We start from the raw sequence: 21,440 nt of genomic DNA on the forward strand, positions 1-21,440 counted from the left end.
CACCTCGCCTACGCTCCGCCGTCGCAGCGCAACACGGCTCCTTCACGCAGCCACACACCGAGGTAGCAGTCGCCCATGCCTTCCCTGACCATCGCGGGCCCTGCGGGCGCGCTCCACGTCGTCGATCATCCAGCCGCCGTCCCTCGCCCTGACGCAGGCGCCGGTTCCTCGCGCGAGGCGCCGCCGGTCGTGCTCGTGCACGGCATGGTCGGCCACGCCGGCTTCTGGGAGGCGCCGCTCGCGCACGTCGCCGGCCGGCGGCGCGCGGTGGCCATCGATCTCCGGGGGCACGGCGCGTCGGAGCCCCCGCCCGACGCGGACTACGCTCCCTCCGCGTGCGCGGCCGACGTGCTCGCGGTCCTCGACGCCCTGGCGCTCCCCCGCGTGGCGCTCGTCGGCCACAGCTACGGCGCGCTCGTGGCGCTCGCCGTCGCGGCCGACCATCCGGAGCGGGTCGCGCGCCTCCTGCTCGCTGACCCGCCCCGGGATTTCACGCAGATCCCGGCGGAGGTCCAGGCGCAGCACTTCCCGCCCTACCTCGCCGCCCTCGCGGCGGACGGCTGGCGCGACACCGCCTTTGCCGCCTTCAACGAGGCGCTCGCGAGCAGCACGCCCGCGACCCGGGAGACGGTGCTGGCGCGCGTCGCCGCCACGCCGCACGACCGGATTCTCGGCATGTCCCGGCATTTGCTGGAGTTCGAGGCGGTGAACGCGCTGGACCGCTACCTCGCCGCCCCGGGCGCCCGCGCCCACGCCATCGTCGCCCCCTCGAACGCATGGCCGCAAAGCCTGCACGCGCTGAGGCCCGCGCTCACCGCGGTCGTGCTGCCGGAGACCAGCCACTGGCTGATGCTCGACGCGCCGGCGGCGTTCGCCGCCGAGCTCGAGGCATGGCTGGACGCCGCCTGAGCCCGGAATACGGCGCTCCCGCTCTCCGGCTCAGCTCCGCCCCCGCTTCCCCGCGGCGAGCTCGCCGAACCGCTCCAGGTAACCCCCGAACCGGTCCAGCACCTCCCGCTCGGTGAGCCCGAACTCGTCGAGGGCGTAGCGATGGACCCCACAGCGGTGCTGCGGGTGCTCGCGCATCCACCCCTCGATCCGCGCGGCGACAGCGCCGTCGAACCCGAGGCCGAAGCGCTCGTGGATGCGCCGCACCAGCCCGGCGGGATCCGCGGTCAGCTCCTCGTAGCTCGCGTCGAAGAACCGCGCCGGGTCGAGCCGCGCGCGGGCCTCGAGGAAGCGGTCCATCATGGCGCCGAGCAGCTCGAGCGCCCCCGGGCCGACCGCGCGCGGATCGACCCGCCGCTGGTGCATCGCGCGCGCGGCCGCGACGAGGCTGCAGAACGACGGGACGACCCGGAGCGGATCGCGGTGCGTCATCACGACGCACGCGTCCGGATACACCTGCAGGAGCGCGGCGATCGACGGCAGGTGAAAGGGAGACTTGAGCACCCAGCGCCCCTCGGGGCGCCCCCATTGCAACACCTGCAGCTGGCGGCGGTGATGCTGGTAGTCCGGGACGAGGTCCTGCGCGAGCGCCCACCTCCGGTACGACGGCGTCTCGGCGCGGACACAGGGAAGAAGGGTGTTCTGCATCAGGAACACGCACTCTTCCGGGCCGTCCGCGGAAAGCTCGTGGATGGTGGCAAAGATCGGACAGACGGCGTGCGCGAAGCGGACGCGGCGCCTCGCCGCCGCGCGCCGGGGGTCGCGCGCCTCGTCCTCGGGGCGGACCGGCGGCGACGGCGCCTGGAGCCGCCAGAAGCGCGGCGCGTGCGCGTCCGGGTGCAGGATCATCAGGTTGTGCAGCAGCGTCGTGCCGGTCCGCGGATAGCCGACGATGAACACCGGGCGCGGCGTGCGCTGCTCGGCGATCCGCGGCTCGCGCCGCACGTCCTCCCGCAGCAGCAGGCGATTCGCGATCTGCCGCTCGATCTCGTCGCCGAAGCCGAGCCTCCCGAGCAGGGCCAGATCGGCCTCGTCCTCGAGCGAGGCAGAGAGCACCCGCAGCCCCTCCCAGAACCAGCCCTCGCCGGGATCGGTCAGCCCCGTGCGCCGCCGGGCGCGCTCGGACAGGACGTCGACGTCCAGGGGGGCGAGCGCACGCAGCGCCGAGCGCCCCATCCGCGCGCCGACCGCGTTGAGCGCGCGGAACGGCATCGACACGCCGTACGGATGAGGGGTCGATCGGGTGGGTCCGTGCATGCGCCGGCCTCAGGATAGGCGCGCGCCGCACGGAGGGATAGCGCCGAGCGGGCGCGCGCGGGCCGGGCGGCGGCCGCGCCACGAGCGCCTCGCCGTCCTTTTCGGCGGGGCGCTCCCGGCCCACACTGCCGCCATGCATGACGACAGCGCCCCCCGGCACTCCGCGCTCACCGAGAGGACCCTGGCTCACTACGACGATCACGCCCTGTCGTTCTGGGAGGGCACGCGCGATCACGACGTCTCGCAGAACCGCGCCGCGCTGCTCGCGGCCCTGGAGGGGGCAGGCCCGTTCACGATCCTCGATCTCGGCTGTGGCCCCGGGCGCGATCTCGCGGCGTTCCGGGCCGCGGGGCACACCCCCGTCGGCCTCGACGGGTCCGCGCGGTTCGTCGACATGGCGCGGCGACACGCGGGCTGCGAGGTGCTCCACCAGGACTTCCTGCGCCTCGACCTCGAGGCCGGGCGCTTTGACGGGATATTCGCCAACGCGTCGCTGTTCCACGTGCCGAGCAAGGAGCTGCCGCGCGTGCTCCGCGAGCTCCACGCCGCGCTCCGCCCGCGCGGCGTCCTCTTCTGCTCGAACCCGCGCGGCGACGATCGGGAGGGGTGGTCGGGCGATCGGTACGGTTGTACCTGGTCGCTCGAGCGGTGGCGGGAGCACGTGACCACCGCCGGGTTCGAGGAGATCGAGCACTACTATCGACCGGCGGGCCGGCCGCGCGAGCAGCAGCCGTGGCTGGCGACGGTGTGGCGCAAGCGCTGAGCCCTCGGCGCGAGCAGCTTGCACTCCATCGCCCCGAGCGGGCGGAGACGCGCGGGTGCCCGCGGTCAGTGCGCCCTGATCACCTGCGGGCGCGCGGGCGTGCGGGCGGCGGGGGCGCGGGGCGCGGGCCCGCGGATGACCGCCGGGCCCAGCGCGACGATCACGAGGGCCAGCGCCACGACGAGGGCGAGGCCGCCGCGCAAGGTGAGGTGATCGGAGATCAGGCCGATGGCCGGAGGGCCCACGAGAAAGCCGCCGTACGACAGGGTGGCGAGCGTCGCCAGCGCCTTGCCGGGCGCGACGCCGGGGGCGCTCGCCCCGGCGCGAAAGACCAGCGGCACCACGACGGACAGGCCGGCGCCCACGCACCCGAACCCCAGCAGCATGGCGATGGGCGCGTTGGCGAGCAGCGCCGCGCCGAGCCCGCCCGCGACGACGACCCCGGCCGCGCGCACGACCCGATCCGCGCCGAACCGCTGCGTCAGCCCGTCCCCGGAGAACCGCCCGAGGAGCATCGCCAGCGAGAACGCGGCGTAGCCGGTCGCCGCGAAGGCCGCGGTGGTGTGGAGCTCGTCGCGGAGGTAGACGGCCGACCAGTTGGCCATCGCGCCCTCACCCACGGACGAGCAGAACGCGACGAGGCCGAGCAGGAGGAGCCCGGTCGAGCGCGCGGTCCCGGGGGCGGCCGCGGTCGCGGGCTCAGGGCGCGCGTCGGCCGAGAGCGCCCCGCCCTCGCGCGTGACGGCCGCGGCGAGGACGGCGGCGACGGCGACGAGGTGCGCCGCGGGCGACAGCGCCCGGTCGGCCGCGAGCGCGCCAAGGGCCGCCCCGATCAGCCCGCCGAGGCTGAACATGCCGTGGACCGAGGCGAGGATGGGCCGACCGGAGCGCCGCTCGACCTCGACGGCCTGCGCGTTCATCGCGACGTCCATGAGGCCGTTGCACACGCCGAGCAGCAGGAGGGCCGCGACGAGCGCGGCGAAGGAAGGGGCGAGCGCGGGCAGGGGCAGCGCCGCGCACAGGAGCAGGGCCGAGACCCGGGTGACGCGCCGGCTCCCGAAGCGGGCGACGAGCGGCCCGGCGGCGCGGAAGGCGAGCATCGCGCCGCAGGCGAGGCCGAGGAGGGCGAGGCCGAGCAAGCCGTCGCGCAGCCCGAGCCGCTCGCGGACCGCAGGGACACGCGCGGCCCAGGACGCGAAGGCGATGCCGTTCGCCACGAACATGACCGAGACGGCGCGCCGAGCGCGCGCGACGTCATCGACGAGCGAGAGGGGGACGCCCATCACGGCACCCCCCGCGCAGGACCAGGCGAGCCGCTGGCGCACAGCCGCGGCCCGGGGAAGGCCGTCCGGAGGACGGCGTTGAAAGTTGGAGGCTCCCCGGAAGGTTCGTGCATTTTCGTGAACATCAGGGAAAGATCATGGGGCCGGATCGGACCGGAGCAAGCAACTTCGTGCACAAACAGGAACAATCGTGCAAAACAACGCAGACACCTCCGGCCTGATGGTGGCCGAGCGGCGCCAGCATATTCTCGCGGTACTGGAACGTGACGGGAAGGTGGTGGCGGCAGAGCTGAGCCGAGCCTTCGGCGTCTCGGAGGACACGATCCGGCGCGATCTGCGCGAGATGGCGAACGAGGGGCTCTTGCAGCGGGTTCACGGCGGCGGCCTGCCGGTCTCGCGGGTGAACCCGAGCTTCCCTGCGCGCGAGCGGCAGCGGCCGAAGGCCAAGGAAGAGCTCGCGCGGGCCGCGGCGACGTTGATCAAGCGGGGTCAGGTCGTGTTCATCGACAGCGGGACGACCAACGTGGCCGTGGCGCGCCTCCTCCCGCGCGATCTCGAGGCGACGGTCGTGACCAACAGCCCTCCTGTCGCCATCGCGCTCTCGGAGCACCCGCGGGTGGAGGTGGTCCTGCTGGGCGGGCGCATGCGCAAGGATCCGCTGGCCGCCGCCGACGGGGTGACCATCGCGGGGGTGCGCCAGATCCGGGCGGACCTCTGCTACCTGGGGGTGTGCACGCTCGATCCCACGTTCGGCGTCACCACGCTGGATCTGGACGAGTCGTACGTGAAGCGGGCGATGGTGGAGGCCTCGGCCGAGGTCGTCGCGCTGGTGACCGCGGACAAGCTGGGCACCGTGTCGCCGTACGTGGTCGCGCCGCTGAGCGAGCTCACATGGCTGTTCACCGAGCGCGGCGTGTCGCAGGAGGCGCTCGCGCCCTACCGGGCCGCGGGCGTCACCGTCACGCAAGACCTCGAGGCGGAGCCGGCCTGAACCAGCGGGTCAGAGAGCCTGCCGTGACTCCAGGAGGCGCAGGCTCGCGCTGGCCATGTCGAGCTCGAGGTGCCTGGACGCCTCCGCTCACTTCACGACGACCTTCGCCGTCGTGAAGTTGATCGTCCCGCTGTTGTTCTGGGACTCGATCAGCAGCTTGACCTCGTGCAGGTTCCCCAGGGGGAGGCCGAGCGCTTCCCACTTGGTGAAGTGTTCGGAAACGGAGATGGTGCCGCACGTGCGAGCCGTCCGCCGGATGCTGAAATACTGATCGAACGTCTCGCTTGAACCCGTGATGGCCGGCTTGTTCACGCGGGTCTTCTTCCACACGTCGTAGGTCTCGCCGTCGGCGGTGAGCGTGCCGACCTCGTCCCGCGGCGTCCCGTCGGAAGAAAACCCTGCCGGCTTCACGCTCCCCCAGTCGTCGAGGATGTAGAACTCGCGCAGCGGGTTGACGGTCCAGCCGTAGATACCGATGTACGTCAAGCCGCCGTCCTCTTCCGTCTTGGTATGCGCGAACTCCGCCGAGAAGGTGCCGATCTGGGCGTGCTTCCGGGTCTGGTTGAAGTCGAGCCCGACGCGCGCCAGGAAATCCTCGACGTTGTTCCATTTCGCGCTGAACGCGGCGTCGACGCCGTGCACGGTCATGCAGCCCGTCCCGCTTCCCTCCGCCCAGAGCTCATAACCGTAACCATTGCCCGCATTGCCTTTGCTGTTCGAGCAATACTCCCTGCCTCCGGTCAGGGGGGTCGCCGGCGGGCAGGTGTTCGCGCCGCTGCCCGTGGACCCGCCTTCGCCGGTGGACCCGCCGCCGTCGCCGGGGGAGCCACCTCCACCCGTCGCTCCGCCCGCACCAGGGAGCCCGCTGCTGCTGCTGCTGCTGCTCGCGCCGCCGCTCCCCGTGACGCCTCCGGACGTAGCGTCCGCGCCCCCGGCGCCCGGTTGACCACCGCCTCCGCTCGCGCCGGTGGATCCCGCGATCGATCCGCCGCTCCCGCCGTCGTCCTTCCCTTCCTCGGAGCCGGAACAGCCCGCGAAAGCCGCGGCAGCGAGGCAAGCGGCGAGGGTACCCAACGACCAACGCGACGGAGCGAGAATCTTCATCGTTCGAGCATGCCAGGGGTTGCACACGGGGATCAAGGGAGGCGAACCGCTGGAAGGAGAGCTCGTCGTCGGCTCGCCGCATCGGGCAGAAGTTTCCAGACCCGCGCAAACATCCCGTTCCATGGGCTGCTCGACAGGCTCACCGGCGCGGTGACGAGCGCCGGCGCGACAGCCCCTCCCGCGATCTGCAGAACCGGTTCGGCCATCCACGTGAGACATCCAGGGTCCTGAGACCCCTGTACGCCGAGCACCGAGAACGCCGAGGTGGGCCTGCATCCGAAGAAGGCGATCTCCGGCCTAAGGCACCGTGTCTCGACGGAGAATCGACGAAGAGCGGAAGTTAGCTATCTTCGCGTCGACCTCGGCGGACGACAGGATCGCGTCCTCGGCGAAGTAGACCCAGTCGACATCCTCGTGGTATGTCCGCGAGCTGCCCTTTGCGGCATCGAGCTCATCGTACCAGAGGTTGAAGAAGATGAACTGATCCACCTCTGGAACGTACATGGAACTGTGCGTCGCGCGATGCACCCCATCGATGTAATAGCTGATGGACGTGCTGGTAACCTGGAGAACGAGCGTGTGAAATCCGTTGAAGTTCGCGGAGACCAAGCTCGAGATGTTCACGTCCGACGTCTCCCACGAGGTCAGCCACATCGTGTTCGTGTTGCCCTGGCCCCAGCCGCCGTTGGGCATGTACTCGAAATCCTGCTCCGAGTAGTCCGGGTCGCCGACGGCCCATTCGGTCAAGGTGAAGAAGGTCTCGACGGGCTTGTCGGCGTAAAAACGGGTGCCGGACAGCGGGGTGTCGTTGAACTTGACCCTGGCAGCGTAGGTGCCGAAGCGGAACTTCTGGGCATTGGTGATCACCTCGGCCTGCGAGGTGGTCGCTCCGGTGCCGCTCGTGCTCGCCTTGAGGCGCATCAGCTTGTTCGTGGAGCTCTGCGGGTCAGCGACCAGCGAAACGTTGGATTCCAGCCACGAAGCACCGCTCACCCCTGGCGCCCCCGACCAGCTCCGCACCGACCACCAGCTCGTGAAGTTGGCGTCGCTGGTCCCGTTGTAGCTGAAATCGTCGAAGAACTCGGCCGTGGCCGCGCTGCCGGCCCGGGTCGTCGCGCTCGCCTGATTGGAGGCTGCAGACGCACCGCCCGCGTTCAGCGCCGTGACCTTGTAATAGTAGGTGGTCGACGCGGCCAGGCCGGTGCTGTCATGGCTGGTAGAGGTGACGCCGCTGGCGATCTGGTTTCCCGTGCCAGGCGTGAAGCCCGACGTGGTCGATCGGTAGACGTCATAGCTTGTCGCGCCGCTGCTCGCCGCCCAGCTCAGGGAGATCGCGCTCGCACTCGACGCCGTGGCCTTCAGGGAGATCGGCGCCCGAGGCGGCGACACGCTGCCGCTCGGCGGCGTACCGCTGCGCAGGCCGCCCGTGGGCGCGGAGCCGGCGTCGTGCACGGTGATACGGCTGAAGTCGGAGAAGGCCGTCTGGTTTCCATACGAGTAATCGTCGGTCTCGACGACGTTCGTGTCGAACTCGATCCCGAGGTCGATCGGCTGGGTCGTCGCCCCCGCAGCCAGGCTTCCGGCGGCGCTGGTGAAGCCGATCTGCACGTAACGATCGGCGCCCGTATAGGACACTGTCCCGGTTGTCAGCGTGATTCGGCTGCAGCCCGAGCTCCACCACCAGCACGCCGGGGTCACCGTCGTCGCGCCGTTTTTCGTGAACCAGTAGCGTAGGACGATGCTGCTCAGCGGTATCGAGGCAGCGGTGTTGTTGCGAATTTTTATCCCGGCCTCGACGATGGTGTCGTTCGGCGCGGCGGCGTCATAGTTGCTGTACTGGACGGTAAAGTCGGTCGTCCCGGCGAAACTACCGCTCGAGTGACCGCAGGTCGAGAGCGCGACGAAGAGGCTCAAGCACGCGAGGCGGAGGGCGCGAGCCCGCAAGAGCTCGGCCATCCTTTCGAGGAGCGTCACACGTGTGCGCCGGCCAGCCGGCCTCATCGGCTCGACAGCATGTAGATAGTTCGAGTTCATGATCGTCAATCGTGCTCCTTTCACGCCCGCGTCGCGCGACGTCGCCGGGCCGCGGTCGACTCCGAGCCTCGTGTCGAGCGGCGCCCGCTGTCGTTGTCGGGCCGATCCGCTGTCGCCCGGTCTGGGCGCGACGGCCGTCTTCAAGTTCAAGCACGGCGCGTGCCAGCGCTGCGCAGCGCCGGATCGGGCTTCGAGGCGACAGTTCAACGGATCATTACCGGGAGTGCGTACGAGGGCGATCCCGGCGATCCTTTGGGCGCGATCGGCCTCACGTGACGTCGGCGCGGAGGCCTGCTGAGATGGCAGCATGCCTCCGTTGAGCGACGACGATGCCGCCTCCACCGAACTCCTGCCCGGGCCGGTGCGCCCCGCCGCGGCCGCGGCCGAGAGCTTCGCCCTCTCCGTCATGGCGGGCCCGGACGAGGGCCGCCGGTTCACGGTGGCGCCGGGGCTGCCCTCGCGCGTGCTCGCCGGCACGAGCCCCGCCTGCGACATCCCCCTCACCGACCGGCTCGTTTCGCGCCGCCACGCGGCCTTCGAGCTCGCCGGCGCCCGGCTCCGCGTCACCGACCTCGGATCGACGAACGGCACCTTCGTCCAGGGGATCCGCGTCGGCGACGCGTACCTCCAGGGCAGCGAGCTCGTCCGGATCGGCGAGACCGTGCTCCGCGTCGAGGCGCTCGGCGTCACGCAGGCGGCCGAGCTGTCGCCCGCCGTGCAGTTCGGCAGACTGCTCGGCGCCAGCGAGGAGATGCGGCGGCTCTATCCGCTGTGCGAGCGCATCGCGGCCTCGAGCGTCCCCGTCGTCATCGAGGGCGAGACGGGGACCGGCAAGGAGGTGCTCGCGGAGGCGCTCCACGAGCAGGGGCCGCGGGCGGCCGGGCCGTTCGTTGTCTTCGACTGCACCGCGGTGCCGCCGACGCTCGTGGAGTCGGCGCTCTTCGGGCACGAGCGCGGCGCCTTCACCGGCGCGAACGAGGCACGCCGCGGCGTCTTCGAGGAGGCGCACGGCGGCACGCTGCTGCTCGACGAGATCGGCGATCTCGACCTCAGCCTGCAGGCCAAGCTGCTGCGCGCGATCCAGCGATCGGAGGTGCAGCGCGTCGGCTCGAACCGCTGGATCCGCGTGGACATCCGGGTGCTCGCGGCGACGCGGCGCGATCTCGAGCGGGAGATCCAGGCGGGTCGGTTCCGGGACGATCTGTTTTTCCGGCTCGCGGTGGCCCGGATCGAGCTGCCGCCGCTGCGCAAGCGGCGGGGCGACGTCACGGTGCTCGCGCACCACTTCTTTCGGCAGCTCGCGGGCCGCGGCGCGCTCTTCCCTCAGGGGTTCGGCGAGCGGCTGGAAGACTACGACTGGCCGGGCAACGTGCGCGAGCTCTACAACGCCGTGGCGCGGCGCGTGGCGCTCGGCGAGGACGCGCCGATCGAGATCACCCGGGCCGGACTGGCCTCCCCGGGCGCGCCGGCCCCGGCCTCCACACCTGCAGGCGCGCGCGGAGGCACGGAGCCCGGGACAGCCGACGACGTCATCGAGGAGATCCTCGCGCTCAACCTGCCCCTCCCGCGCGCGCGGGAGCGGGTCGTCGAGCACTTCGAGCGGCGCTACGTGGAGCGCGTCCTCGCCCAGCACGGGGGCAACGTCCGGAGCGCGGCGGCCGCGTCGGGCATCGCGCGGCGGTACTTCCAGATCCTGCGCGCCCGGCGAGCCACCTGACGTCCTGCAGCGCCGGCGTCCAGCTGGCGGCAGGCGCGCGGTAGGTCGCGGATGAGCTCCGGGCGGCCCGAGAGCTCCGGATTGCCGGGGGCGATCCGAGAATTCCCTCGCCCGCGATCGGGGCGATCGCGCCGCGATCGCTCCGATCACCCCCCGCGCTCGCCCGGCTATCCGGGCGCGATCGCGGTGCGTCGGCTCTAGATCGGCTCCAGCAAGAGCTCAGGATGCGCTGCCGCGGCTCCTTGCGCCGATCGTCGGGGCCATCGCCACGACTGGTACGTCGTTTGCTCTTCCGGCCTGCATCAGCGGGCTACGACGACCTGGCCTCGCTCGGTACCACGATGGGCCTCATCCACGGAGGGTGATCGCGGTCGAGCCCCAGCGGTGAGTCACGGCCCCGCGGCGCCTGAGTGCAGATTGGCGAATGCTGCATCGGGCGAGGCAACCGTCGGCGATCGTTCGTCTCTAGTCAAAGGAAGGTTACCATGTCTCTCCATCGCACTGCCATTGCTCCTGAGCTGTCGCTTCTCCTCGTCGCCATCACCATGAGCGGGCTCGGATGCCTTGCTTCCGTGTCGCCGGAGGGCGAGATCGACGCGGCTCAGAACGAATCTTCCGTGTGCGCAGACATTCCGGAGTGGCAGGAGGGTCAGTGGTACTACGCGGGGGACATCGTGAATTACCAGGGGTCGGCCTACATCGCCGAGTACGACAATCCCGGCTACATCCCGACGGTCAGCACGTACTTCTGGGAGCCGTATTCCGACTGCAGCGGCAGCACCGAGCCCACCGAGCCTACCGAGCCCACCGAGCCCACCGAGCCCACCGAAGGCTCGTGCGACTATCCGCAATGGCAGGAGGGTCAGTGGTATTACGCGGGGGACATCGTGAATTACCAGGGGTCGGCCTACATCGCCGAGTACGACAATCCCGGCTACATCCCGACGGTCAGCACGTACTTCTGGGAGCCGTACTCCGGCTGCAGCGGCAGCCCCGGCGACGGCGGCAGCCCCGGCGACGGCGGCAGCCCCGGCGACGGCGGCAGCCCCAGCGCGGGCGGTGGGCTCCCCGCGAAGGTCGTCGCTGGCTATTACCCCAACTGGACGGAAGCGCCCGTCCGCATCCGGCACATCAACAGCAATTATAATGTGATCTATCTCTTCGCCGCGACGCCCGTGGGAGGATCGCCCGGCACCACGGGCGCCGTCGAATGGAAGGCGCCCAGGGATGGCAGGGGAGCGGCGACGAACCTGAACGCCGACATCCAGTACGCACGGACGAACCAAGGTCGCAAGATCATCCTCTCCATCGGCGGGGCCGGCAATGGCATGAGCTTCCCGACGCGCGCGAAGTCGGAGACGTTCGTCGAGAGCGTGGTCGGGATCTACGACAGCCTGGGTGGGTTCGACGGCATCGACTGGAACACCTTCGAGGCCGATCAGGCCCCCGACACCTCCGAGATGATCTGGATCAGCAAGGAGCTGAAGCAGCGCTTCCCCGGCTTCATCATCACCGCGCCTCCGGCCCCCTGGAACGACCGCGACAAGACGTTTTGCAAAGAGATGGTGGACGCCGGCGCCATGGACTACGCGGCACCGCAGTACTACGATGGCCCCGACCTGGACCAGCAGTGGTACATCGTGAACAGCGTGAACGAGTGGGTCTCGCTGCTCGGTCCGGAGCACGTCGTCGTGGGGTTCGGGATCTGGGACCAGCCATACTACATGTCGATCGACGAGGCGATCCCCACGTGGAATGAAGTCGAGAGCAACCACCCGACGCTCCGCGGGGTGTTCGACTGGCAGATCCACATCGACGAGAGCCTCGGGTGGCAGTTCGCCAACGGCGTGGGACCTCTCGTCACGGACTGAACCGGAATCGGGCGGAGCGCGCGGCAGTTCCGCCCGCCGATCGCGGGCAGCGCGCGCTCCCCTCGATGGAAGGAGGTCTGCGCCTATCGGTAGAAGGCGACGTCGTCGATCCAGATATCGAACGCCAGCTCCTTGTCGAAGAAGAACTCGATGGCCCAGAGCCGCTCCAGGGCGGGCGCCAGCAACTGTTTACCGTAGGGCTCCTGCTTGAGGCACTCCACCGGAATCTTGAAGTGCTTCCACTCGCTCTCCAGCATGACGGGCTTGTGGAAGTGATTGTTGCATCCCTCCTCAGCCTCGTTGCAGATGCCCCCCAGGTGATAGGTCTGCTGATCGATGAACATCACCTTCATTTTCCTGGTGGAGCCCTCCTCGGCGCGGGCCCAGAACGTGAGGCCACGGTACTCGGATGCGTCGTAGTAGCCCTCGTCGTCCAGATGGAAGCCGACGCCGGCTCCCCAGAGGATGAAGCCGTCATCGGCGCTCGTGTGCACGGCCTTTTTGCTGGCGCCGCGCGGCGGGTCGAGGGTGCTCACGAGGTCCGCCGGGTCCGCTGGATCCTGCCTTCCTTCGGGTGACTCGTCGTTGTCCTCGAACCAGAACCCTGCCCAAGGGTTCGCCCCGTCCCCTCCGGAGATCCGGGTATCTCCGTCTTCCATGTCGTCGATCATCGACAGGGCGAGGGTCTCCCCGGGCAGCACCGCGAGGATCTCGCATGGATTCCCCGCGCCGCCGCCGCTCCCGGCCGCTGAGCCCGCTGCGCCGCCGCCTCCGGCGCTCGGGTCCTCGGGCTCGTAGACCTTGTCGAAGCCGAAGATCTGCGCACATCCGAGCCCGAGCAGCGCCATGGCACATCCGCCGGCGCACCGAGCGAAAGCCAGCATCGTCTTCATTTTCATGTGAAATTTCGAGAGGTTTTGGTCGCGGAAGATACGAGGTTGGCCGCCGAAATGGAATGATGCCCCCATCAAGTAGCACGGCTGTCACCGTTCAGTCAGCGAGCGACCACCGGCCATTCCGCCGCGCGATGGCGCAGACCGACGGAGCGCGCCCTAGATCTTTACTGGAACACTGTAAATCGCGCTTCGATCCGTCAGTTCCTGAGTGCAGGCGTCGCGTACGCTGGTGTATAAGTTTGCCTGCTGGTGGAACCCATGTCGCTGAGTCTGGACGACGGGATGCTGTTTGCTGGCAGGTACCGCGTGGTGCGCGGAATCGCCAGCGGCGCGATGGGCGCGGTCTACGAGGTTCTGCACATCGAGACGGAGCGCCGGCGGGCGCTCAAGGTGATGCACTCGCACCTCGCCGGCAACCCCGAGTTCCAGGCCCGGTTCAAGCTGGAGGCGCGCGTCGCCGCGCGCATCGAGAGCGACCACATCGTGGAGGTGTTCGACGCCGGGATCGACGCCGAGACCGGCAAGCCGTTCCTCGTGATGGAGCTGCTCCGCGGCACGCTGCTCGACGAGCGCCTCCGCCACGCCGGGCGCCTGCCGCCGGAAGAGGCCGTCGCCTTCCTGCGCCAGACGGCCATCGCCCTCGACAAGACACACGCCGCCGGGGTCGTCCACCGAGACCTCAAGCCAGCCAACCTGTTCCTGGCCGAGACCGACGACGGGGCGCCCCGGATCAAGGTGCTCGACTTCGGCATTGCCAAGCTCGTGGTCGAAACGGCGACGGACTCGGCGGCGACGGCGGTCCTCGGCACGCCGCTCTACATGGCGCCCGAGCAATTCAGCGGCGAGTCGGTCTCGCGAGCTGCGGACATCTTCGCCCTCGGCATGATCGCGTACACGCTCCTCGTCGGCAAGGCGTACTGGCTGAACGACAGGCGGAAGTACGACAGTGCGCTCGCTTTCGCGGCGCTCGCCGTGAACGGCCCGCAGGAGCCCGCGTCCACGCGCGCGGACGCCGAGGGGGTGAAGCTGCCTCCGGCCTTCGACGCGTGGTTCACCAAGGTGACGGCCCGCGCCCCCGAGGCGCGTTTCGCCACCGCTTCGGCCGCAGTCGAGGCGCTCGCCGAGGTCTTCGACCTGCCCGCCGCGCCGGTGCGATCATCGCGCCTGCTCCCCGCGGAGACGCCGAGTGGACATGGCCCCCTGAGCTCCCGCTCCTTGTCGCTGCCGAGCGACGTCCAGCTCCCGACCGCGGCCGTGGTGACCGCGCTGCCCCCCACGAAGGAACGGAGCCGAGCCGCGATCACCGTCGCGGTGCTCGTCCTCCTCGGCGGCGGCGTTGGCGCCTTCGCCTCGCTGAGCCGCGGCGCGCTCCCCGCCGACGGGAACGCGGAGCCCGCGCAGACCGCGGGGGACGCGCGCTCGCCCGCCTCCGCGCCCCCTGAAGCCCATCCGACGCCGCCTCTCCCCGACGCCTCGGCGACAGCCACAGCGCCGGGCGTGGCGACGCCCGCGCCCGAGGTCTCCGTGCCGCTGGGCAAGGGCAGCCGCGCGCTCGCCCCCGCGACGGGGGCGGCGAACACGTCGCCGCCGCCAGCGCTCGGCTCACGGCGCAGGCTCGCGCCAGCTCCGTCGGCCGCAGAGACGAGCCCTGAGCTGCTGTACAAGCCGGACTGAGCACGATGGCAGGGCGGACACTCCTTTGCCAGCAGCGAGCGGGAACGATGGTATTTGGCGGCTCACGTATGCGCTTCTCCTGGTTCCGGTCCATCTGCCTCGGCGTGCTGGGCGTCGCCGTCGCAGCGCCGGCCAGCGCGCAGGCGCTCGCCGTCGCGGAATCGCACTTCGACCGCGGGCTCGCCGACATGCTGGCAGGCCGGTACGAGACCGGCTGCCCTGCCCTCGCCGAAAGCCAGCGCCTCGATCCCCGCCCGGGGCGGCTATTCACGCTCGCCGAGTGCGAGGCCAAATGGGGGCGTATCGCGACCGCGGTCGCGCGCTACAACGACTATCTCGCGATGGTCGATCGCATGAGTGAGGCCGAGCGGGACAAGCAGTCGGCGCGACGCAAGATCGCGCTCGGGCAGCGCAGCGCGCTCGCGCCGCTCGTGCCGCAGCTCACGCTGTCGCTGCCTCCGGGCGCGCCGGCGGAGACGCGCGTGCAGTGCGACGGCATGACGCTGGAGCAACCCTCGCTCGGCGTCGCGCTCCCCGTCGATCCCGGAGAGCACGTCGTGACGACGCAGGCGCCGGGAGGGCCCGCGACCGAGACGCGATTCACGATCGACCGGTCGGAGTCGAAGGCGATCGTGCTCGAGGTGAAGTCCCCGGCGGCCGTCAGGCCGCCGCCCGCCGCGCCGCCGGCGCCGGCGCCGGCGCCGGATCAGGGGCCCAGCGGCCTGCGCGTGGCCACCTATGTGGCGGGCGGGCTCGGCGTGGCCGGGCTGATCGTCGGATCGGTGACCGGGTGGATGGCGCTCGACGCGAGCGGCGTCGCGGCCGACAACTGCAGGGACGTGAGCCCAGGCCGGGCGCGATGCAAGCCCGACGGGCTCGACGCTGGCAACCGCGCGAAGCAGCTTGGGCTGGTGAGCACGGTCGGCTTCGGCGCCGGCGTGGCGCTCGCCGGCGCGTCGGCGCTGCTCTTCCTCCTGGAGCCATCCCCGCGCCGCCAGCCGTCGCCCGAGGTGAGCTGGGAGCTGACGGCGGGCCAGGCCGGTGGCGGCGTCGTGGTGCGCGGCCGCTGGTGACGCGGCTCGCGCGCGCCGCCGCGGGCCCATGAGCCGGCGCAACGGTTCGGCGCCGCGGAGCAGTCCTGCCAGGGATCTGTCTCGCGATCGAAGAGAGATTTGAAGCAAAGACGCCACGAGCGCAGAGGGGCAAACCTGCACAAAGTTCGTTCTTGCGCCTTTGCGCTCCTGGCGTCTTTGCGTTGAATTCTCTCTCCGGATCCCTGGCCCGACTCCGCGTGGGTGGAACTGGCGCCTCTCACCGAGGTGAGCTCACGGCGCCCCCGGGCGCTACCCCGCACGCACAAGCACGAGGGCGTCGGACAGGATCCAGAGCCCGAGGCCGATCAAGACGAACGGCAGCGCCGCACGGCCGAAACGCCGGATGCGCGTGCCCAGGATCGGGTGGTTGACAAGGCGGTGCCCGAACGCGCAGAAGGCGCCGGTCATGACCGCGAACACGGCCGCGTGAAGCGGGATGTGCGCAGGGGAGCTGGAGAACAGCGGGATATAAACGCCAAGGTTGTCCCCGCCGTTCGCGAGGGTCACGCCCGCCACGGCGATCACCTTGAAGCGCGACGCGCTGCTGCCATGGCGCCCGCGCGCGCTCTCCGCTGCGTCCGCTTCGTCCGCTCCGCTCGCCACGCCTGCTTCCCTGGCCCTGGAGCCCCGCCAGAGCGCCCAGAGGCCTCGCAGGCCGAGCGCCAGGGGAGCCAGGCCGAGCAGGCCAATCCATCCGTCCGGCACGCGGACCGCGAGCAGCGCACACGCGGCGCTCGCGATCACGAGCGCCGCGATGCCGAGGAACTGGCCGGCCACCACCTGAGCGGGGGTAAAGCCTGGATCCGCGAAGAACGCCGAGAGAAGGAGGATGTCATCGATGTTCGTGGACACGAACACGACAACGCTCACCCCGAGAATCGGAAGGATCTGCTCCATGGCGCGCCCACGGACGTACCATCTCCCGCGGCTCGCGTCCGCTCGGCGGGGCGCGGGCGCCGCTCCGAACCGGCCGACGCCGGAGCTCACCCGGGCCTGCCGGGGTAGACCGTAATCATCGGAGCGACGGCGCGTCTGCGCAGGCGACAGGAGACGAGCCGCGAGCTCGTGTAAGGAGAAGCCATGGCGACGATTCCCCAGCCCGTGCAGCAGACCAGCGCGAAGGCCGCGCCCGCCGCGCAGGGCGCCCGGACGGAGCTTCCGGTCCAGGGCATGACCTGCGCGGCGTGCGTGCGCCGCGTCGAGAAGGCGCTGCGCGCCGCGCCCGGCGTCCAGGATGCGGCCGTCAACCTCGTGACCCGGCGCGCGACGATCACCTACGACGCGCAGGCGACAACGCCGGCCGCGCTCGCCAGCGCCATCGTGGAGGCGGGGTACGAGGTGCCCGAGGTCCCCTCGGCGGCCAGCTTCCCTGAGGCCGCGCCGACCGCCGGCCTTCCCGCAGCGCCGCAGGCCGACGGAGGCCCCGCAACCTCGCCGATCGCCGGCGTCCGCGCGACCTCCACGGCGCCCGAGCGCCCGGCAGCGACGGCGGACGTCCCACCGCCGCGCCCGCAGTCGAGCGCGGCCGATCGCGCCGCCGCCATGGATGCGGCCGAGCAAAAGGAGCAGCGGACGCTCCGGCGCGACGTCGCGATCGCCGCGCTGCTCACCGCGCCGCTGCTCGCCATGGCCATGTCCCACGGCGCGATCCCGGCGTTCGACGGTGCTCTCGCGCGCTGGCTCTCGCTCGCGCTCGCGACGATCGTGGTCTTCGGGCCGGGGCGCCGGTTCTTTCGCCTGGCGTGGAGCGCGCTCCGGCACCGCGCAGCGGACATGAACACCCTCGTGAGCCTCGGGACCGGCGCCGCCTGGCTCTACTCGACCGCCGCGGTCGCGGCCCCCGGCCTCTTCCCGCACGCCGAGCACGGCCACGCGCCGCCTGTCTACTTCGAGGCCGCGGCCGCGATCGTCACCTTCGTGCTGCTCGGCAAGCTCCTCGAGACGCGCGCGCGGAAGCGGCTCGCCGACGCGGTGCGCGGGCTCGTGGCGCTCCAGCCGAAGACCGCGCGGCGCGTCCGCGGCGACGCCGAGGACGAGGTGCCCGCCTCGTCGCTCGCCCCGGGCGACCTCGTGCGGGTGCGGCCCGGCGAGCGCATCGCGACCGACGGCGAGGTGGTCGACGGCGCGTCCGCGGTCGACGAGGCGATGCTCACCGGCGAGAGCATGCCCGTCGACAAGACGGCGGGCTCGGTCGTGCTCGGCGGGACGCTCAACCAGAGCGGCGCCCTCGTCTTCCGCGTCACGAAGACCGGCGCGGACACCGCGCTCGCTCGCATCGTCGAGGCCGTCGAGCAGGCGCAGGGGTCGCGCGCGCCGATCGCGCGCCTCGCCGACGTGGTGAGCGGCGTCTTCGTGCCCGTCGTCCTCGGCGTCGCGTCGCTCGCCTTCGCCGCGTGGCTCGCGATCGACCCGACCGCCGCGGGGCTCGCCACCGCGGTCGAGCGGTTCGTCGCCGTGCTCGTGATCGCCTGCCCGTGCGCGCTCGGGCTGGCAACGCCGGCCGCCGTGGCCGTCGGGACAGGGCGCGGCGCGGAGCTCGGCGTCCTCGTCAAGGGCGGCGCGGCGCTCGAGGCGGCGAGCCGCGTCGACACGGTGCTGCTCGACAAGACCGGGACCCTGACGTCGGGTCGGCCCGAGCTCACGGACGTCGTGGACCTCGCGGGCCACGGCGAGGCGGCGCTCCTCGGCCTCGTGGCGGCCGCCGAGCGCGAGAGCGAGCACCCGGTCGCGCGGGCGATCGTCGAGGGCGCCCGCGGCCGCGGGGTCGGCATGGAGCCGGCCTCGGCGTTCCGCGCGGAGATCGGCCACGGCATCGAGGCGCGCGTCTCGGGGCGCCTCGTCCGCATCGGGACCGCGGCGTGGCTGAAGCGGGCGGGCGTCGACACGGCCGCGCTGGAAACCGAGGCCGATCGCCTGGCCGCGCTGGGCCGCACGCCGTCGTTCGTGGCCGTCGACGGGCGGCTCGCGGGCCTCGTCGCGGTCGCCGATCGGCCCACCGAGGAGGCGCGCCGCGCCGTCGCGGCCATGGACGAGCTCGGCGTCGAGGTGGCGATGGTGACCGGGGATCGGGCGGGCGCCGCGCACGCCGTCGCCGATGAGCTCGGCATCCGCGCCGTGTTCGCGGAGGTGAGACCCGAGGACAAGGCGAGGATCGTCCGCGACCAGCGGGCAGCCGGCCGCAGGGTGGCCATGGTCGGCGACGGCATCAACGACGCGCCCGCGCTCGCCGGCGCGGACGTGGGGATCGCCCTGGGCAGCGGCACGGACATCGCCGTCGCGTCCGCGGACGTGGCGCTGATCCGCGGCGGGATCGCGGGCCTGCCCGTGGCGCTCGGGCTCGCCCGCGCCACCCTGCGGACGATCCGGCAGAACCTGTTCTGGGCGTTCATCTACAACGTGATCGGCATCCCGATCGCGGCGGGCCTGCTCTACCCGTTCACCGGATGGCTCCTGTCGCCCGTCCTCGCGAGCGCGGCGATGTCGCTGTCGAGCGTGTCGGTGCTCACCAACTCCCTCCGCCTACGCGCGTTCGGTCGGCCGTAGACCGGCACACACCGGCGCGCTGGCGGGCACAGCAAAAGCGGCGCGTTCCTGTCGCCTTTGCAGCCCGACGCGGTGAAGCAAGAAGCCGACGAGCAGCGCGCTCGTCGCGCTGTTATCCCGAGCAGCCGGCTCATCGCGCCAGCGGAGCGCTCGGCCCGGGCGCCGGCGCGTCGCTCCGCTTCACGCCCGCTCGCAGGGCGGCTACCCGGTGAGTGAATGATTGGAGCCGCAACTGCACCGAAGCGTTCAAAATACGGAGGATCCATGAGAGCTTATCGCCAGCAACTTGGCACAGCCATTGCTTTTGCCCTGTCCCTCTCGGCCCACGCCGCCGATGCCGCCGTCACCGTCGGGCTCATCGAGCCGACCAATGTGATCATCGAGAGCAGCACGATCCCGGTGCACGCAACGGCGTCGTCCCCCGAGGACATCTACTATGTCGAGGCGGAGCTCGAAGGGCTCACCATCGAGCTCACGCCGACGGAAGGGGGTCATTTCCAGGGAGCGTTCGACCTCGGCGAGCTCGCGGGCGAGCTCGCCTATGGGCCCCACGTCGTGACGGTCCACGCGTACAGCACGCTTGGCGAGGTGGCGAGCGTGCAGGGCACCGTGCACCGGTACGCGCCTCCGACGCTCGGATGGAACGTGGTCACGCACGACACCCTCACCGACGGCTGGCGCTTCGCCGCGAAGTGCATCCCGACGCCGCCGTACGCGTGCAAGAGCCTCCGGGCGAGGTTCCAGACCGACAACGGAAGCTACGAGCTCCTCGCCGAGCCGGGGTTTCCCGTCCCGCAGCCTGTGCCGGGGCACCTCTACGTACTGGAGGGGATGTACGACGGCCGCATGATCCCGTCGGGTAGAACGTACACGCTCACGATCGAGGTGGACGACTACATCGGGCCCACCATCACGAGGACCATCGGCCCCATCTACGTCGACAGGAGCCCGAGGCTCACCGCCGTCCAGCGCGCGCCTGGCACCATCCTCGATTTCGACGCCGCGCGGATCCTCTTCCGGGACCTCTACCAGCGCCTCGGGATCTTCGACCGCGCCACGCAGCAGGTGACCTGGATCGCGACCATCCCGCAAGGAGATCTGCCGTTCAGCGAGGTCTACGGGGCGCTCACGCCGTCCGGGTCCGTGCACCAGTCGACGACGGGCCACATCCTCGCCTGGGTCAACGGCGCCCGGCGCACCATCACGAGCGCGGCGCGCCTCGACGCGGTGAACGGCGACAACATCGTGTGGACGACGTACAGCGACGACTGGGCCGTCGCGACCTCGCTGTCGGCGGGGACGAGCAGGACCCTCTGGCGCATCGACGGGAGCAGGTCGCCGTTCCAGGCCGACATCACGCCTTCCGGCGGCGTCTATTTCGGCACCTACGAGGATTCCGCCATCGTCGGGCCGAGCGGGGTGCGCCTCGGCGATCACGAGGGGAACCTGCAGCGGCCGATCACCGACGGGACGAACGTCGCCGGCCGGTGGTGGGACGGCATGACGAGCTCGAGCTACCTGTACACGGCGGAGGGAGAGGAGGTGTTCCTGGGCGACTCGATCACCGGCACCTCGGCCGGGCTGCTGGTTCACGCGGGCCACGCCGCCTTCCTGAAGAGCGACGGCGCCGTCAACCAGGTCTGGTTGCGGACTCCCGACGGAGAGCAGCATCAGCTCAGCGATTTCACGACGTCGAGCCAGTTCGATCAGGTGAAGCTCCGGGTCGGCCACGACGGCATCAGCGACACCGGCGAGGTCCTCTTCCTGAACGGCGGCAAGCGCTATCTGGGCCGGGCGGGGAGCGCGCCCGAGACCATCGGCTCGTCTCTCGGGCACGGTCGCTGGCTCGACGGGAGCTGGTATGTGACCATCGGGAACACGATCTTCCAGGTCTCGAGCGCGCAGGGCGCCGTCGCGCAGCTCGCCGCGCCGGGGAGCGCGGAGTTCGCGCCGGAAGAGGCCCTGGGCGGCGAGCGCGAGGTGCTGTCCACCTCGTTCGCCGTGGACGAGGTGCTCGATGAGCCCGTGTGGGCTCGGGATCTGCACGAGCCGGACGCGCTGCCGGCGTCGGCCGACGCGGACACGGGCGGCAACGTCGCGCCGGCCGCGGCCGGGTGCAGCGCCTCTGGCCCGGCGGGCTCCGCGGGCAGCGCCGCCGCCCTCGCGGCGGCCGTCGCGGGCCTCGTGCTCGGGCGGCGCCGGCGCGCGCGGTCGTAGCGGCGCCGCGATCCTCCACCCGGCCCGGTCGACCTCGATCGGGCCGGG

General features: G+C 71.2%; 15 protein-coding genes. 9 read left to right on the top strand and 6 right to left on the bottom strand.

The genetic code is table 11. The annotated features are described in order from the left end of the window. Positions 1 to 75: 75 nt before the first annotated feature. Positions 76 to 909 (top strand): alpha/beta fold hydrolase, encoded by an 834-nt coding sequence (locus tag WMF34_RS20720; protein WP_437994296.1) that lies wholly within the window; start codon positions 76 to 78, stop codon positions 907 to 909. Positions 910 to 939: 30 nt separating this feature from the next. Here the strand turns inward: WMF34_RS20720 and WMF34_RS20725 are convergent, their stop codons facing one another. Beyond that, a complete protein-coding gene (locus WMF34_RS20725) occupies positions 940 to 2,205 on the bottom strand; it encodes a sulfotransferase family protein (RefSeq protein WP_437994297.1) in 1,266 nt (421 codons plus the stop codon). 133 nt (positions 2,206 to 2,338) lie between these two features. On the opposite strand from WMF34_RS20725, the gene WMF34_RS20730 reads away from it, so the two are divergent. Then, positions 2,339 to 2,968, top strand: coding sequence for a class I SAM-dependent methyltransferase (locus WMF34_RS20730; protein ID WP_012236632.1), 630 nt, complete (start codon positions 2,339 to 2,341; stop codon positions 2,966 to 2,968). Positions 2,969 to 3,033: 65 nt separating this feature from the next. Here the strand turns inward: WMF34_RS20730 and WMF34_RS20735 are convergent, their stop codons facing one another. Further along, on the bottom strand, positions 3,034 to 4,251 hold the full coding sequence (locus WMF34_RS20735) for an MFS transporter (protein ID WP_437994298.1): 1,218 nt from the start codon (positions 4,249 to 4,251) through the stop codon (positions 3,034 to 3,036). Between the two features lie 190 nt (positions 4,252 to 4,441). Between WMF34_RS20735 and WMF34_RS20740 the strand changes: the two genes are divergently transcribed. Beyond that, a complete protein-coding gene (locus WMF34_RS20740) occupies positions 4,442 to 5,242 on the top strand; it encodes a DeoR/GlpR family DNA-binding transcription regulator (RefSeq protein WP_437994299.1) in 801 nt (266 codons plus the stop codon). Positions 5,243 to 5,329: 87 nt separating this feature from the next. Here the strand turns inward: WMF34_RS20740 and WMF34_RS20745 are convergent, their stop codons facing one another. Both WMF34_RS20745 and WMF34_RS20750 read right to left on the bottom strand, forming a co-directional pair. Next, positions 5,330 to 6,346 (bottom strand): glycoside hydrolase family 11 protein, encoded by a 1,017-nt coding sequence (locus tag WMF34_RS20745; protein WP_437994300.1) that lies wholly within the window; start codon positions 6,344 to 6,346, stop codon positions 5,330 to 5,332. A gap of 297 nt (positions 6,347 to 6,643) precedes the next feature. Then, a complete protein-coding gene (locus WMF34_RS20750; RefSeq protein ID WP_437994301.1) occupies positions 6,644 to 8,290 on the bottom strand; it encodes a cellulose binding domain-containing protein in 1,647 nt (548 codons plus the stop codon). 397 nt (positions 8,291 to 8,687) lie between these two features. Here WMF34_RS20750 and WMF34_RS20755 point away from each other — a divergent pair, with 397 nt between their 5' ends. Together WMF34_RS20755 and WMF34_RS20760 are read left to right on the top strand one after the other, a co-directional pair. Beyond that, positions 8,688 to 10,097: a sigma 54-interacting transcriptional regulator gene (locus tag WMF34_RS20755; protein WP_012236636.1), complete on the top strand. Its 1,410-nt coding sequence runs from the start codon at positions 8,688 to 8,690 to the stop codon at positions 10,095 to 10,097. Positions 10,098 to 10,582: 485 nt separating this feature from the next. Then, a complete protein-coding gene (locus WMF34_RS20760; protein ID WP_437994302.1) occupies positions 10,583 to 11,968 on the top strand; it encodes a glycosyl hydrolase family 18 protein in 1,386 nt (461 codons plus the stop codon). Positions 11,969 to 12,051: 83 nt separating this feature from the next. Here WMF34_RS20760 and WMF34_RS20765 read toward each other — a convergent pair whose 3' ends face one another. Next, positions 12,052 to 12,852 carry a hypothetical protein gene (locus WMF34_RS20765; RefSeq protein WP_157906795.1) on the bottom strand — a complete coding sequence of 267 codons (801 nt, stop codon included), beginning with the start codon at positions 12,850 to 12,852 and terminating at the stop codon, positions 12,052 to 12,054. 270 nt (positions 12,853 to 13,122) lie between these two features. On the opposite strand from WMF34_RS20765, the gene WMF34_RS20770 reads away from it, so the two are divergent. Both WMF34_RS20770 and WMF34_RS20775 read left to right on the top strand, forming a co-directional pair. Next, positions 13,123 to 14,538, top strand: a complete 1,416-nt coding sequence (locus WMF34_RS20770; protein WP_437994303.1) for a protein kinase domain-containing protein — start codon at positions 13,123 to 13,125, stop codon at positions 14,536 to 14,538. Positions 14,539 to 14,606: 68 nt separating this feature from the next. Continuing rightward, the gene (locus WMF34_RS20775; protein ID WP_437994304.1) at positions 14,607 to 15,611 is read left to right on the top strand and encodes a hypothetical protein; all 1,005 of its coding nucleotides are present in this window, start codon (positions 14,607 to 14,609) and stop codon (positions 15,609 to 15,611) included. Positions 15,612 to 15,881: 270 nt separating this feature from the next. On the opposite strand, the gene WMF34_RS20780 is transcribed toward WMF34_RS20775, so the two are convergent. Then, positions 15,882 to 16,502 carry a cadmium resistance transporter gene (locus WMF34_RS20780; RefSeq protein ID WP_437994305.1) on the bottom strand — a complete coding sequence of 207 codons (621 nt, stop codon included), beginning with the start codon at positions 16,500 to 16,502 and terminating at the stop codon, positions 15,882 to 15,884. A 210-nt stretch (positions 16,503 to 16,712) separates the two neighbouring features. On the opposite strand from WMF34_RS20780, the gene WMF34_RS20785 reads away from it, so the two are divergent. Together WMF34_RS20785 and WMF34_RS20790 are read left to right on the top strand one after the other, a co-directional pair. Continuing rightward, positions 16,713 to 19,175, top strand: coding sequence for a heavy metal translocating P-type ATPase (locus WMF34_RS20785; RefSeq protein ID WP_437994306.1), 2,463 nt, complete (start codon positions 16,713 to 16,715; stop codon positions 19,173 to 19,175). A 264-nt stretch (positions 19,176 to 19,439) separates the two neighbouring features. Continuing rightward, on the top strand, positions 19,440 to 21,392 hold the full coding sequence (locus WMF34_RS20790) for an MYXO-CTERM sorting domain-containing protein (protein ID WP_012236644.1): 1,953 nt from the start codon (positions 19,440 to 19,442) through the stop codon (positions 21,390 to 21,392). Positions 21,393 to 21,440: the final 48 nt, after the last annotated feature.

It is taken from the genome of Sorangium sp. So ce145, from assembly GCF_051525985.1.
GTDB classification, from domain to species: domain Bacteria; phylum Myxococcota_A; class Polyangia; order Polyangiales; family Polyangiaceae; genus Sorangium; species Sorangium cellulosum_B.